This window comes from Bacillus sp. AFS031507 (genome assembly GCF_002584635.1).
Lineage (GTDB): Bacteria > Bacillota > Bacilli > Bacillales > Cytobacillaceae > Neobacillus.
The window spans coordinates 94,049-109,034 of sequence record NZ_NUOW01000006.1 but is presented as its reverse complement, the minus strand read 5'-3'; the positions used below and the strand labels follow the sequence as shown (position 1 = coordinate 109,034).

The window sequence follows — 14,986 nt, the reverse complement described above, 5'->3', positions numbered from 1 at the left end:
AATTGATTTAAATATTTTTCATGGAGGCTTTTAATATGTTAGAAAAGAAGAGATTGAAGCTTAATGGAAAACTGAGTGTGTCATATATCGATGAAGGAAATACATCTTCTCCTGTAGTTTTACTAGTTCATGGGTTTCCTGAATCTTCATTAATATGGAATGAGATCGTTCCAAAGATTGCATATCTTGGGTATCGTGCAATTGCCCCGGATTTACCGGGATTTGGTCAGAGTGACCGCTTGGAAGTTTCGTCAACATGGGAGAATTACCAGCAATTTCTTAGTGATTTTCTTGATAAATTAAATGTCGATCGCTTTCATTTGTTTTGCCATGATTGGGGAGCAATTATTAGTTTATTTTGGGCGGGTGAACATCCAGAAAAAATTCTAAGCCTGTTCGTTTCCGATACTTTTTATTCACCTGATGCAGAATGGCATGATGTTGCCAAACTGTTTAGAACACCACAAATCGGAGAAAAGACGGTTGAAAAATTATTTGCTACAAGAGAAAGTTTTGCAACTCTTATGAGAACGGCCATTCCTAATATAACTGAGGAGTTATTAGATGAATTTTATTCTACGTTCCTGACTCCAGAAGGTGAAAAAATACCTCTTGAGCTGTATCGTTCAGGTGATTTTGAAAAAATTGAAAAAGGGAAGTTGTTGCAAATACAGAAACCTGCAACGATTGTATGGGGTGAAAGTGATAAGTTTTGCCCAATACATGATGCACATAAAATTCGTGACAATGAAATGCCTCAGGCTTCCATCCATACGATTCCAAATGTAGGGCATTTTGCACCTTATGAAGGAGCCGAAGAAGTAAATAAATTAGTCGAGCTTCATTTTAAAAAGGTGGAATCGAAGTAAGGTTTATTATGATCTTGATTAGTTTTTAGTTTTAAGGGTGTAGGTGATGGGGGATTTCCATTCAGATAGTAGAGACTCTCCAAAACAAAAATCGCTGATAGGTTAACTCAAATTTTAATAACATTAATGAATTACTGAAGGAGATGTATTAATTGAGACTTCAAGGGAAAACAGCCATTATTACTGGAGGCGCAAGTGGGATTGGTAAAGCGACCATGCAAAAGTTTTTGGAGCAAGGTGCAAAAGTAGTATTTACTGATATTAACGAAGAAGTAGGTACTGAAACACTTGAAGAAATGAAAAAAATAAGTGATCATGTTCTGTTTATTAAACACAATGTCCAAGATGAAAATGATTGGAGACAAGTAGTGCTTAAAACAAAAGAAACATTTGGTACTATTGATATTTTGTTCAATAATGCGGGACTTTATCGATCTAAGCCTGTAACGGATTATACCGTTGAAGAGTGGAATTTGGTGATGGGAGTCAATGTGACAGGAGTTTTTCTTGGGATGAAACATGTAATACCTTACATGCGTCAACAAAAAAACGGTTCCATTATTAATGCTTCCTCACTTGCTGGATTAAGAGGTTCAGCAAACCTTGCCCTATATGGCGCCAGTAAAGGAGCTGTTCGAATCATGTCAAAGGATATGGCAATTGAAGCAGCCAAAGATCAAATACGTGTCAATTCGATTCATCCAGGTCTTATTCAAACTTCAATGGGTGATGCAGTTGCAGCTGGCGCCCATGTTACAACAGATCAATTAGCACAATCTGTTCCTATCAGACGAATGGGTACACCAGAAGATGTAGCAAATCTAGTAATGTTCCTAGCTTCCGATGAATCATCTTACATTACTGGAACTGAAATGGTAGTAGATGGCGGAATTTCTGCTAGGTAAATTGTTCTTTTCTCATCAAGTAATTAAACCGGTATTTAGACATAAAAAGTTGTGACATATCTATCAACATTAAAAAAGAGAAAGGACGAGTTCCTTTCTCTTTCTATCTAGGATCTTCAATTTCACGTTGTGGATGAAGGAAGTGGGACAGGACTCCACGGTTTTCCTTTCAGATAGAGAAGTAGAATGATTGTTATGTAATAATTTAGAGCGAAAGGTAGTGTTATTTGAATGGAGAATGTAAAAGGTAAGAATATTGTCATTACAGGTGGTTCTAGAGGGATAGGTAAAGCAATGGCTTTAAAATTTGCAGCAGAAGGTGCAAATCTCGCATTGATCGCTTCAAATCCAGTACTGTTAGAGGAAACTAGAAAAGAGCTAAGTGAAAAATACAATGTATGCGTTAGGGCCTATCCTTTAAATATCAGTAATCAAGGTGATGTTTCTCAAACATTTGAAAGAATTTATAATGATTCGGGCAATATTGATATTCTTATTAATAATGCTGGGGTTCCTTGTCATGAATACATTAAAAATTTGCCTTTTGATCAATTAAAATTGGCAACTGAAGTAAACTTTTATGGATCATTTTTTACAATCAAAGCTGTTTTAGATAAAATGCTAGAAAATAACTCTGGACACATCATAAATATTACTTCAGGTGCTGCTAGAATTACTCGTGAATATACAGCTGGATATGCTGCAACAAAAGCTGCATTAACGAGTTTGTCTGAAGGATTGTATCTAGAAACTAAGCATACAAATGTAAATGTAACAACAGTATTACTTGGAGCTGTTAAAACACAAATGCAACAAGATGGTGGGATCTTAAATACAAAATATTCTAAAGCTATTCGTGAGGCAAGTATGGAACCAGAATACGTAGCTGAAGAAATTTATAAACTAGCAATAAATCCAGTCCGTATCATCACAATTCCAAAAAGGTCGGAACCAATTACGGATTTATATAGTATTTATCCCGAGTTTATTGATAAATATTTTGAATTGGTTGGAAATAGTAAGTAGATTAAGATGTTGACCAATAAACTAGTAGAGTGTAGAAATTATATTAATATTATTATTATATTAATCAGATTGTCGAGAAAGGGTATTTTTCTCGGCAATTTTTTATTCTCAGCATTTAATTATTCATTGTACCTGCTAATGGTCCTATTGATTTCCGCTCTAGGCACGCCCGCGGAAAGCGAAGTGTGTGTAACAAATACTTTTTTTAGCCTCTAGTGTATTACTTATTTAGGGGGATTTTATAAATTAAATAGATTATTACAGGGCTAACTCATAATTTATTATGAAGGATATTTTACTTGTATTGCAATTTTAATATAATTTTCCATTTGCCATTAAATTTCCCAAACGTACCTTTATATTTCTAGACTTAATAAAATGTTAAAAAGAAATTATTATATAAATGTGAAGATTCTTTCTGTTTTGAAACTTAAAAAAAACTAGTAGAGTAGATACTATGTTTACTTAAGTGAAAAAATTACCCACATAAGGAAGGAGGAAGTTTTTTGGCAAATTTAGATCCAATGGCTACAGTTTATTTAAAATTGTATAGTAAACTCCCGGCCTTTCAAATGATGGAGCCGCAAGCAGTGAGACAATTATTAGCATTGGCTCCAAGTGTGGAGGTAGAGCTAGCACCACTCTCGAAAATTGAAAACCGACTAATTCCGATTGGACAGGATTGCGAAATTAATGCCAGAATTTACACACCCAAGGGAGACGGGCCTTTTCCTATCTTTGTGTACTATCACGGAGGCGGCTGGGTTTTAGGTGATCTTGAAACATCGGATGCGACGTGTAGGATGCTTGCTAATCGAACTGGCAGGATTGTAGTTTCCGTGGATTATAGGTTAGCTCCAGAGTATAAGTTTCCAGTTCCAGTAGAAGATTCTTATGCAGCATTAAAGTGGGTTAGTGAAAATGCGTCGGCTTTTAATGGCAATGTTTCAAATTTGGTAGTCGGCGGTGATAGTGCAGGAGGAAATCTTTCCACTGTTGTATCGCTAATATCTAAGGAACGAAACGGACCAGCGATTGCGGCACAAGTTCTCATTTACCCAGTAACTAGCCTTAGTTTTGACACTAAGTCTTACCTAGAATTCCAGAATGGTTTTGGAATGGATAGAGACCTTATGATTTGGTTCGGGAATCATTATACGAACAATGACGAGGAAAAGCATGATAAATATGTAGCTCCATTAAATGCTGCAGATTTAAGCGAACTACCTCCAGCTTTTGTGCTTACTGCAGAAAATGATGTTTTGAGGGATGAAGGATTGGCATATGCCGAACGCCTGAAGAAAGCAGGTGTTATGGTTGATATGATATGCGAGCAAGGATTAGTTCACGGATATTTTACAAATATGGCGATATTTCCAGAGCGAATAAAAGAGTCTATTTCTAGAATAGCTGAATTTTTAAATAACATAGATCAATTGGTAACAAGTAGGGAATTAAAATGATAGGTTTTATTAATTAATTTTTTGATTAATGTATGTAGGAAAGATTTATCATGACATTTATTCAACATCATTACCAAAAAATCAGATTACCATCTCCGACACGATTGAAATCGGGGGAGGAGTTTCTGGGATATACATGCTCCTTGGCTTACGTGAAATGAGCAACCGTAAAATACTCTTTCTCAAAATATACAATACTTTTTTATTAAAAAGGTAGATTACTATGAATTTTGAACAACTTGAATATATTATTGAAGTGACCAAAACAGGCTCGATTACCAATGCTGCTAATAACTTACATGTTTCCCAAGCAGCGATTAGCAAGTCCATCAATAATTTGGAGCAAGAATTGGGTGTTCAAATTTTTAATCGTTCACGTGTGGGAACAAATCCTACTGAAGATGGGAAAAAAGTAATCAAAAAAGCAATTGAAATTGTAGAGAAAGTGAAGGAGTTAAAAGAAGATTCAAACTGTTCCTTACATAAACATAAGGATCATATTAAAATTTCAGCAACTTCTATTTCTTATCTAGGGATTCCGCCTTCAGCATTATCGACCTTTAAAATGAAGTTTCCTAATGTATTTCTAGAATTTAAAGAAAGAAGTTATAAGAATCTTTTATTAGAGATAAAAAATGGTGAAAGTGATTTAGGGTTAATCATACATATTGATGATCCCATAAATGAGAAATTTAAAGCAAATAAACATTTAGCATTTGAAAAAATAGTGGATGGGAAATTTGTTGTATGCGCTAGTAAGGATAGTAAATTAGCCAATAATGCCTATTTAACCATCGAGGATGTTCTGAATGAACCTTTTGTATTACACGGGGATTCCCACTGGAAGAATTTTTTAAACAATTATTTTGATAAAGAAGGTAAAATGAAAATCGCTTTTACTTCTTATGATAATTCCTCACTTCTAAAGGCAATTTCCGAAGGGGTGGGTATTTATCTTGGTTTTGATTTTATTCAAAAATACGATCCTTATCGGCTTGCAGGTAAGATAGTTACAATTCCTCTTATCGATTTTGACAAAATAAATGTTTCATTAAGCTGGGTCTTCTCTAAGGATAAACCTTTATCAGAGGCAACTAAGGAATTATTAAAAATTATTAAACATGAAATTATTAAGGTCAACGATGACTGATGTAAAAGAAAGACAGATATTCAGTAAGCAAATTAGTTCTATCAAAACATCCAGTTTGAATTGGCTGAAATATCTACATTAGTATAATTTTCAGGATTTTAAAAAATAATTTAAATGTAGCCTAGAGATCAACGAATAAAATAATACTTTTTGTATTCTCTCTGATTGAGCATCCTCCATACCGAGACCCTTTCAGTTAGAGACTGAAAACAAAAAGTTTATTATAAAATTTATTAAATAATTCGATAATGGGGTGTCTATATTTATGAGTACAGAAATTCAGAATAAAGGGTCAATTTATTTAAGTAAACCATGGCTAGCATCTTATCCAGAAGGAGATGCACATCAGATTGACATACCGTCTATCACTATATTTGACATCCTGGAAAAGTCAGCAAATAAGCATCCAAATAAAATCGCCCTTGTGGATGGAGAGAGAGAACTAACCTTTTCAGAGTTGAAAAATATTTGTGAACGTGTAGCCTCATCTCTTTATAAGCGCGGATTTCGCAAGGGTGATTGCATCTCTATCATGGTGCCAAATTCTCTTGAATATGTCATTGCTTTCTTTTCCATTCAACGCTTAGGCGGTGTGGTAGTTCAAGTCAATCCTAATTATCAGCCGGCAGAATTGGATCATATCTTACGAAATTCGGACTCAAAAGGTATAGTTGCCTTCCGAGATCAGAAGGAGAAGCTTGAGAAAATTGGGTTGTCCAATGATGTAATTTTTATTTCGGCTGATCAGGAAATAAATGAAGAAGATAATTTACATCGCTGGATAGCCACTGAGACTTCTGAACTTCTGTTTAGGGACGTTCAACCAGAAGACGTTGCCTATTTAGCATTTACAAGTGGAACAACAGGATTTCCAAAGGGAGTTATGATTACTCACTCCAATTTGGTCTCCATGCAATATATTGGGTATGCTGGAGGTCTATATAGAGTGTTTGAGAAAGGGGAACACTGCAACCTTGGTTTTGCTCCACTTTATCATGGCATGGGCTTGTATAGTTTAATAGAATCTATTTTTATTGGCGGACGTTTTTATCTCATTGATAAATTTGATATGGATTACATTTTACAAATGATTCGTATACAGAGACCGACCATTTTCTACGGTTCCCCTACGATGTATATAGCATTACTAAACCATCCAGAATTAAAGAAAGACGACTTAACCTGTTTTCAATTTTGTATTTGTGGATCATCCCCATTACCAATTGAAGTGATTAAAAAGTTTGAAGATATTACGGGGGCGCCGATGGTGGAAGCATGGGGTTTATCGGAAGCGACTGCGGGTGTAACTCGAAACCCAATTACAGGTCTAAGGAAAGTTGGAAGTACAGGTGTTCCAATGCCGAATATAGACGTGAAAATTGTTGATATCGCCACAGGAACGAAGGAAATGCCAATTGGTGAGCCCGGAGAGATCATTGTAAAGGGCCCGACGGTCACAAAGGGATACTGGAAGAATCCAGACGAAACGGAAAATTCCATCCGTGATGGCTGGTTGTATACGGGTGATATCGGAACGATGGATAGTGATGGCTATTTCTATATAGTAAGTAGAAAGAAAGAATTGATCATCACTGGAGGATTTAATGTTTATCCTGCGGAAGTGGAGCAAGTCATTTATCAGCATTCGGCAGTCCTAGAGGCTTGTGTCTATGGAGTTCCAGACGCATATCGCGGGGAAACGATTAAAGCAGCCATTGTTCTAAAAAATGATGCCATTCTAACAGCAGAAGAAATCCAGGATTGGTGCAGAGAACGAATAACTAGATATAAGGTTCCACGCATCATTGAATTTAAAGAGTCACTTCCAAAAACAGCCGTTGGAAAAATACTTCGCCAGCAATTAACATAAGGGATAAATAAGTCATTCCTTTTCATAAAGAAGGGGAATGACTTTCTTTTTGATTTCACAAGTATGTTATTCATTTTTTTATGAACATCATACTAATATCCAGCCATAAAATTTACTTAACGTACCTTTTAGTTTCTGAACTTTCCAAAAATTTAAATTAAAATTATAATTAAATAATAAGGGGAAATAGAAAATACTATCTTCGAAAATTGTTTTTCAAAGAAATGAACAAAGTAACAATGTATGTACTAGAGTTAATAACTTTTTGGAGGGAAAATAATAATGGTAAATACTAAAAAAGTAGAAAAAAAAGTTTCAAGTCTAGATCTTCTTTGGAATCAAGCATTCTTAAATTTAGATGCATGGGTTGAAAGAGAGGAAGTTCGTGAAGATCATCTTCTTCAATCTACAAAGAATTTAGCAGAAAATGTGAAAAAAAATCAAACAAATTTTAAAGAACTTTCTAAACAATTTACTAAGGAATTATTTGAATTGGAAAATAAATCCAGAGAAGGACTTTTACTATCCACAATCAGCTTACAAAGTTTATTTCCTATTAAATCATATGAGGAAATTAATAATCAACTAGATAATCTAAAGAATAAAACCTCAGAGTTGGTGTTAAAACCTTTCGATCATATCGGTAATGCTAAATTTGTAGAAAATTATGTATCTGTAGTTGAAAAATATATTGAATTCAGACGAAATAATAGAAATTTATATGTGAAAAAAGTGAAAGATACAGCTTTAAATATCCAAGTAAATCAAAGTGCATTACTTAATTTAATAACAAAACCAGTTAGAAATGTAATTTTTCCTTTTAATAAATTTATTGAACGCTCACACGAACTAACTAAGTAATAAACAAAAAATAGGAGGACGGGTGAATGCTCATTCTCCTTTATTACTAACTTTTGGATTCAATTGGGTACTTAATTAAAAATTTCTTGCTTAGGCATCAAAAAACGTACCCAAGTTGGATACGTTTTACAATTTTAATTTAACTAACTTTACTTAAAAATCTTTCTAATATTTCATTATATTTTTCTTTACATTCAATGTGCGGCATGTGACCAGCTTTATCAATGATTACAAAGTCTGCTTTTTTAAGTGTGGCTAAATAGGTCTGTTTTGCGAATAAAACTGGTAGTGCCTCATCATATGCGCCGCCAATAACTAGTATTGGAACTTTTGCACAAGCTAACATCGGCAGATAATTAACATCATAAATCTGTTTAATGGTTTTTGTTGCTGTCTCAGGCTTTATATCAATGCCTATTTTCACTACTTCTTCAACAAGCCCCGTGTTGCTTTTGTTATAAACACATTTAGTAGCAACTGCTTTTTGATATTCCTTGATTGGGAAGCTTTCATCAATCGTTTCAATATTTTTGAAACTATTAGGTGATAAAAACTTAAGACTGGAAGGTAGTGATACAGAAGTTGTATTTGACAAAATCATTGATTTTACCCGTTTTGGAAATTGTTTATAAATCTCCTGTGTGATCACTCCGCCCATGGATAAACCGCAAAAATGGGCTTTCTCGATGTTTAAATGGTCCAATAAGTCAATGACATCCTTAGCAAATTGGTTTATTGAAATTCCTTCTGTAATGTTCGATTCTCCATGACCTCGTAAATCCACTGCGATGATTCGGTATTTTTCTGCTAACGAAAACTGATGAGTCCATGATTCTTTTTTGCTTGCAAATCCATGAATAAAAACCAACGGCTCGCCACTACCTAAATCAATATGATGACTAATTACAGTTTCTTTCATACTTATTACCTCCTGATTTTGAGCTGTTTCATTTTATGCCTTTTTGCAAAAATTTAAAACATTGTTAATTCAGAGGTGAGATTTTTATAAGTATTTGAGGCATAGATGCATTATTAATCATACAACTTAAAAAAATCATATATGTGAAAAACAGATATATTGGTAATTGTATATTAAGTTTTAAGGGATAGCAAGTTAGAATTAATAAAATTCTAAATTTTCTGAAAAAATAGCCAATAAATGGTAGTTCGTATTTGCTCTATAATCAAAAGTAAACAATTCCTTTTACTAGATTTGCAATCTATATTAAAAAAAAAAAAGAAACCTCTAACTTAAGAAGTCCCATTTTTTAAATTCATTTTATATTCCTGATTAAATAAATGAATAACCTGTTTAGATATTAAAGATAGCTTATCGCTTTCAGTTTTCACCCATCCAAAATAAATCGGTTCTTGTGGATATGGATCTACTTCTAATATAACTAAATCCCCACTTAAAACAGGAGGATAGTTCAAAAATGAATAATCATGTCCAATCGTAAGTGCTAAGCCTTCTGTCAAAGCTTCTTCAATAGATATGGCGTTATTTGTTTTGAATAATACATGTACATCTCCGAATTTTTCTGTAAAGTCCTTCATAAACCCAGTTACATAATCATCGTTATATAAAATAAAAGTTTGCTTTTTTAGTTCTAAAGGATGAATTTTCCCCCCCTTTGCAAGTGGAGAATTTTTATTTATGCAAACGACCAATTTTCCTTCAAACAAAGGTTCAAACGCGATACCGATATCTCCCTGTAGGGCATCTTTCCTCACTGCAATAAATCCCGCATCAATTTTATTTTGACGGAAGTCCTCAATGATTTCAAATGATCCTTTTTCAGTAATTTCGATATTAAGATTAGGATACTTACCTTTTAGAAAGGTTTTCGTACGAATGATAGAAGGCATGAACCCGGGAATACCCTCTATTTTTATTCCTCCTTTCATTAAATTAGTTTGAAAATACGCTTCATCCTTGATTTCCTGAATTTTATTTAATGCTTCCAACGTTTTATTTATAATTTTTTTTCCTTCCTCAGTAGGAAATACTCCTCGCCTAGAACGCTCAAATATTTTAAGTCCAAGCTCTTTTTCTAATGCGGTAATAGAAAGACTAATTCCAGATTGTGTAATATTATGTAATTCAGCAGCTTTTGTTAGTGAATTACATTTGGCAACCTCAACTATGTACTCAAGTTGTTCAATATTCATGCTATCGACCCCTTACATAAATAAAACTCATGTAAAATATATTAATAATATTTATTTTATTTAATATATTATACGATATCAATGTCATTTAAAGGCAGTGGAGTAATATAATCTACTGCCTATTTATAGTACAATGCCTTATCTATCGGGGAAATTATAGGAATGAAGTCCTGCCAATGTCTATCCATAAAATTTACTTAACATACCTTTAAATTTCTAAACTTTATAAAATTTGGTTAATAAATTATTATTCAAATGTAAAGATTCTTATAATTTAGAATCTTGGTAATCATATGTGCTATGGGCTGCATGCTAGAGGAGGTTGTATTGAATTTACTATTAAAAAGCCCGCAAATACAAATAAAGAAGTAGTAGTTTTCTAATGTTTAGTGCATGTGAATGAAAAAATCGATAATTATCAAAATGATTGTAGGTATTCTGGGGTGCATTCAACATCATCGTTAATAAGAATTGGAAATTAAGGAGAAACAAAATGTTTTCAACAACGAAAAGGGGCTGGAATTCTTAATGAGATGGCTAATACTTTTGTTTATGTTTTTTGGTGTAATGATTAATTTTGCAGATAAGTCGATTCTTGGCTTTGCAGCTGAGCCAATTATGAAAGAATTTAATTTATCTTATTCACAATGGGGTATTGTGGGTAGCAGCTTTTTTTGGTTATTTAGTATTGCTGGTGTATTAGGCGGTGCATGGTCAGATCGAATTGGGACTAAGAAGGCATTATCCATTTTATTATTTTCTTGGACTGTTCTTCAATTTGGAGCTTTTGCGATATCTGGATTACCATTACTTATTCTTTACAGAGTTTTGTTAGGTGTAGGTGAAGGGCCACATGGACCGATATCCATGAGTCAATTAAGCAAATGGTTTCATCCGAATTCTCGTGGATTGGCCCTATCCATCTTTAATGGTGGTGCCATAGTTGGAGCAGTAGTATTTGCACCACTTTTCGTAGTATTAATAGAAGATTTTGGCTGGCGTGGAGCATTCGCCTCAACTGGTATTTTGAGTATTGTTTGGGCGGTTTTATGGATGTGGCTAGGAAAAGAGAAACCAGCAAAAGTAGATTGGGACGAGCCGATTCCCACTCAAAGTAAGTTCAAGTGGTCTGAAGTATCATCGACCATATTCTCACGTTCTTGTTTATTATCTTTATTCTTGGGCTTCTCTGCATTCGGGGGACTTGCATGGACATCAGTTTTTCAACCTTTATATTTTGGGCAAATACTCGGATTAACCAATAAACAAATTGGCCTTGCATCCGTTGCAGTAGGAGTAGGCGGTCTGATTATAAGTATAGTTATTCTTAGATTTTCTGATTATCTTTTCAAAAAAAGTCAGAGTTACTATACATCTCGTGTTGTTGTCGGTGGAATTAGTTTAATAGTTGCAGCACTCGGCTATTTACTTTCTACAATCGCCCAATCTAACCTATTGATATTAGGATTATTTGTCCTATCAGCTGGTTGTGTAGCAACAATAGTTTCTATTGTTCCACAAATTATGATTAAGCTTTTCCCATCGAGGAGAGGATTCGGAATTAGTTTAGGAACATCCTTTCAAAATATAGCAGGGATCATTGGACCAATCGTTATTGGACTTCTTATTAACCTGGCGGGTCCCAATAAAGTTCTTGGCTTCCATTATGCATTATTTTATATTGCTGGATTGATGCTTTTGGCTGGACTACTATTTATTCTCTTTTGCAGGCCAGATGAGACTGTTGCTGAAGTGGCTCAAACAACCGATAATGCTGTTTCACTTTAATATCATTTTTTAATTTCAATAAAGGGGTGTCTAATTGTGGAAATGACTAAAAATCAATTAAGCAATATTAATGAAGTTGCAACAAAGATCGGCCCAAAAGGTGAGGTGGCCAATTCGAAGCTAATTGATCATTCGAAAAATTTTGAAAAACGGATAGTGAAAATTACGGATGGCGTGTATCAAGTTATCGGAATCGGCCTTGCGAATACAACCATGATCGAAGGCAAAAATGGGATGATTATTGTTGATACAGGGGATGGAATTGAAGAAGCAGAAGAGCATTTAGCAGAGTTTAGAAAAATAACAGATAAACCAGTATCAGCCATTATTTACACACATTGGCATTATACAGTGGGTACAAGAGCTTATGTTCCTGAAGGCCAAGAAGATTCACTTGAAATTTGGGGCCATGACCTAGTTGATCACAATTTTACCGCTAATAATGCGGATCTTAAGCAAATCCAGACTAAAAAAGCATATACCCAATTTGGACTGTTTCTTCCGCCAAAAAGTCCTGATGCTTTTCCGAATTTAGGGATTGGTGCCTATTTTGTTGATTTTGAAAAAGGAAAAACAAGGGGATACGTAAAACCGAATCGTACCGTTTCAAAGGCAAGTAAAATTGAAATTGACGGAATTAATATTGAATTAATCCCTACCATTACAGATACAAATGATGGACTGATCGTCTGGTTACCTGATAAGGGTGTTGCTATTAATAATGTTCTTTGGGGGGCGTTTCCTAACATTGGAGCTTTAAGAGGAGATACTCGCGATCCGAAAAACTGGATTAATAGTATAAAGGAACTGCGCGCCCTAAAACCAACGCATATTATTGGAGTTCATGGGGTGCCTATTTTTGGATTAAAAGAATCAGAAAAAGCAATAGAAGAATACCACGATGGAATGCAATTCGTATACGATCAAACGGTTCGTGGAATCAATCTAGGACTTTCTCCAGAAGAGATTGTGGAGTTTGTTAAATTGCCTTCTCACTTAAAGAATAGTCCGATTTTACAACCATTTTATGGTGAATTGGCAAACTATGTGAGAGGGACTTATGCTTATTTAATCGGGTGGTATGGGAATGATACAGCAACGATTCATCCAGTTTCGAAAAAAGTAGAAGCGGAGAAAATCATAAAGGGCTTTGGCGGGCTCGAAAAAGTATTAGCAGAAGCTCAACAAGCATATGATAATCATGAATTTGCATGGTCGGCCCAATTAATTACTTATGTATTAAAATTAGATCCAGATCATAAGGAAGCTCGTCAAATAAAAGCACTTGCATTAAGGAAGCTTGCTGAAACAACTACTTCTGCCATAACAAGAAACTTTTATTTAACTCAAGTGTATGAACTAGAAGGAAAAATTAGCCCAAATGTAAGAGTGGTTAAATCTGTAAACCTAAGTAATTTTACACCTGAAGCTTTTATGCATTTCCTTAGAGTGAAATTAGACGCAGTGAAGAGTGAAAATGTAAATCAAGTGTTACGAGTTAGCTTAACAGATTCGAACGTTGATATTGGACTACAAGTTCGAAAAGGTTTAGCCGAAGTCGTAAATTTCAATACGAGCTCTATTACTCCTGATTTTACGATTCAAACAACAGGTAAAGATTTGGCTCAACTATTAACTTGCGAAATTACACTTGAGAATGCATTAACGATGGGCAATATTACGATAATAACAGGCAGTAAAGTAGAAGTGACTAATTTCATAGCTATGTTTGATGAAATAATAATCGATAATTAATGGAGGAATTAGGGATGAGTTATGCATTAGAAGGAAAAAAGATACATGTAAATGGCCTTCAGTTTCATGTAGTGGACGAAGGCGAGGGACCGGCTGTACTACTACTCCACGGATTTCCCGACTCCTCCTTCTTATGGAGAAATCAAATTCAAACCTTGGTTAATGCCGGTTACAGAGTTATCGCTCCAGACTTACGGGGTTTTGGTGAATCGGACAAGCCACAAGAGATTGAAGCCTATAATTTGAAGTTACTTGTTTCAGATGTTATAGGAATCTTAAAAGAATTAAACGTTGATCGTATACGATTAGTTGGCCATGATTGGGGGGCATTGCTGGGCTGGGCATTTACTTCCCTATTTCCGGATGTAGTTGAAAAATATGTTCCCATTTCTGTTGGCCATCCAGGTGGAAGATTCCAAATACAAATTGATCAGTTAGAAAAATCATGGTATGTGTTTATGTTTCAGGCAGAACACTACGCCGAGGAATTTTTAACTAGAAATAATTGGGAACTTTTCAGAGAATGGTGCCGAAATCATAGTGAACAAGAAAAATGGATTAATGAGTTAGCCAGACCGGGTGCATTAAGAGCAGCACTTAATTGGTACAGAGCAAACAGCTCAATGAAAGCCTTTTTACATAAGGGGGTCCAACCAAAGATTAAGTCACCAACACTTGGAATTTGGAGTAGCTTTGATCCTTTTTTAACAGAAGCAAAAATGCTTCAATCCAGTGAAATGATTGATGGACCATGGCGATATGAAAGATTGTCTGGCGGTCATTGGGTGCCGCTTGATCAATCAGAAAAATTAAATGAGCTTTTAATAGAGTTTTTTGAAAATTAATTAGGGAATTAGAACAGTCAGAGGAGTAAGACCTGCATATCCGATATATTAAATTGTTAATATGATAGGGAAAATTCTTAAGTGGGAGGATTAAGTTTACCGTCTTAAATGAAGAATTCGGGTTACATGTTAGAAATGGTGTTAAGTAATATCAAATGAAGATGAAAAGGAACTCGTTAGCTTTTTTAACGTATTTGAATTATAAAATTGATTGAACGATCATGGATAACTAAATAAAAAGAAGGGGTTCTTTAACGTGAATCCCTTCTTTAAATTAAGAAA

At 34.6% G+C, this 14,986-nt stretch carries 12 protein-coding genes; 10 read left to right on the top strand and 2 right to left on the bottom strand.

The window, feature by feature from the left end; translation table 11 throughout:
- The first annotated feature begins 35 nt into the window (after positions 1-35).
- The 7 genes from COE25_RS07325 to COE25_RS07295 all read left to right on the top strand — a co-directional run bounded on the left by COE25_RS07325 (position 36) and on the right by COE25_RS07295 (position 8,144).
- Entirely contained in the window at positions 36-869 is an 834-nt protein-coding gene (locus COE25_RS07325; protein ID WP_180247433.1) for an alpha/beta fold hydrolase, read from the top strand.
- A 152-nt stretch (positions 870-1,021) separates the two neighbouring features.
- Complete coding sequence (locus COE25_RS07320) at positions 1,022-1,774, top strand: SDR family NAD(P)-dependent oxidoreductase (RefSeq protein ID WP_098932115.1); 753 nt, start codon at positions 1,022-1,024, stop codon at positions 1,772-1,774.
- A gap of 231 nt (positions 1,775-2,005) precedes the next feature.
- Positions 2,006-2,800 (top strand): SDR family NAD(P)-dependent oxidoreductase, encoded by a 795-nt coding sequence (locus COE25_RS07315; protein WP_098932114.1) that lies wholly within the window; start codon positions 2,006-2,008, stop codon positions 2,798-2,800.
- A 506-nt stretch (positions 2,801-3,306) separates the two neighbouring features.
- The gene (locus tag COE25_RS07310; RefSeq protein ID WP_257208720.1) at positions 3,307-4,263 is read left to right on the top strand and encodes an alpha/beta hydrolase; all 957 of its coding nucleotides are present in this window, start codon (positions 3,307-3,309) and stop codon (positions 4,261-4,263) included.
- A 223-nt stretch (positions 4,264-4,486) separates the two neighbouring features.
- Positions 4,487-5,413 carry a LysR family transcriptional regulator gene (locus tag COE25_RS07305; protein WP_098932113.1) on the top strand — a complete coding sequence of 309 codons (927 nt, stop codon included), beginning with the start codon at positions 4,487-4,489 and terminating at the stop codon, positions 5,411-5,413.
- 265 nt (positions 5,414-5,678) lie between these two features.
- Positions 5,679-7,283 (top strand): long-chain-fatty-acid--CoA ligase, encoded by a 1,605-nt coding sequence (locus COE25_RS07300; protein ID WP_098932112.1) that lies wholly within the window; start codon positions 5,679-5,681, stop codon positions 7,281-7,283.
- 282 nt (positions 7,284-7,565) lie between these two features.
- Positions 7,566-8,144, top strand: coding sequence for a hypothetical protein (locus tag COE25_RS07295; protein WP_098932111.1), 579 nt, complete (start codon positions 7,566-7,568; stop codon positions 8,142-8,144).
- A gap of 139 nt (positions 8,145-8,283) precedes the next feature.
- Here the strand turns inward: COE25_RS07295 and COE25_RS07290 are convergent, their stop codons facing one another.
- Positions 8,284-9,063, bottom strand: a complete 780-nt coding sequence (locus tag COE25_RS07290; RefSeq protein WP_098932110.1) for an alpha/beta fold hydrolase — start codon at positions 9,061-9,063, stop codon at positions 8,284-8,286.
- A gap of 332 nt (positions 9,064-9,395) precedes the next feature.
- The gene (locus tag COE25_RS07285) at positions 9,396-10,316 is read right to left on the bottom strand and encodes a LysR family transcriptional regulator (protein ID WP_098932109.1); all 921 of its coding nucleotides are present in this window, start codon (positions 10,314-10,316) and stop codon (positions 9,396-9,398) included.
- A gap of 528 nt (positions 10,317-10,844) precedes the next feature.
- On the opposite strand from COE25_RS07285, the gene COE25_RS07280 reads away from it, so the two are divergent.
- The 3 genes from COE25_RS07280 to COE25_RS07270 are packed head-to-tail and all read left to right on the top strand — an operon-like array spanning position 10,845 to position 14,704.
- Positions 10,845-12,104: an MFS transporter gene (locus COE25_RS07280; protein ID WP_098932108.1), complete on the top strand. Its 1,260-nt coding sequence runs from the start codon at positions 10,845-10,847 to the stop codon at positions 12,102-12,104.
- 42 nt (positions 12,105-12,146) lie between these two features.
- A complete protein-coding gene (locus tag COE25_RS07275; protein ID WP_257208739.1) occupies positions 12,147-13,859 on the top strand; it encodes an alkyl sulfatase dimerization domain-containing protein in 1,713 nt (570 codons plus the stop codon).
- A gap of 14 nt (positions 13,860-13,873) precedes the next feature.
- A complete protein-coding gene (locus COE25_RS07270; RefSeq protein WP_098932106.1) occupies positions 13,874-14,704 on the top strand; it encodes an alpha/beta fold hydrolase in 831 nt (276 codons plus the stop codon).
- The last annotated feature ends 282 nt before the right edge of the window (positions 14,705-14,986 follow it).

Coding starts and splice junctions, on each gene's coding strand:
- COE25_RS07305 (WP_098932113.1), top strand. CDS start 4,487: ATGAATTTTGAACAACTTGAATATATTATTGAAGTGACCAAAACAGGC.
- COE25_RS07325 (WP_180247433.1), top strand. CDS start 36: ATGTTAGAAAAGAAGAGATTGAAGCTTAATGGAAAACTGAGTGTGTCA.
- COE25_RS07275 (WP_257208739.1), top strand. CDS start 12,147: ATGACTAAAAATCAATTAAGCAATATTAATGAAGTTGCAACAAAGATC.
- COE25_RS07295 (WP_098932111.1), top strand. CDS start 7,566: ATGGTAAATACTAAAAAAGTAGAAAAAAAAGTTTCAAGTCTAGATCTT.
- COE25_RS07270 (WP_098932106.1), top strand. CDS start 13,874: ATGAGTTATGCATTAGAAGGAAAAAAGATACATGTAAATGGCCTTCAG.
- COE25_RS07285 (WP_098932109.1), bottom strand. CDS start 10,316: ATGAATATTGAACAACTTGAGTACATAGTTGAGGTTGCCAAATGTAAT.
- COE25_RS07290 (WP_098932110.1), bottom strand. CDS start 9,063: ATGAAAGAAACTGTAATTAGTCATCATATTGATTTAGGTAGTGGCGAG.
- COE25_RS07280 (WP_098932108.1), top strand. CDS start 10,845: ATGAGATGGCTAATACTTTTGTTTATGTTTTTTGGTGTAATGATTAAT.
- COE25_RS07300 (WP_098932112.1), top strand. CDS start 5,679: ATGAGTACAGAAATTCAGAATAAAGGGTCAATTTATTTAAGTAAACCA.
- COE25_RS07315 (WP_098932114.1), top strand. CDS start 2,006: ATGGAGAATGTAAAAGGTAAGAATATTGTCATTACAGGTGGTTCTAGA.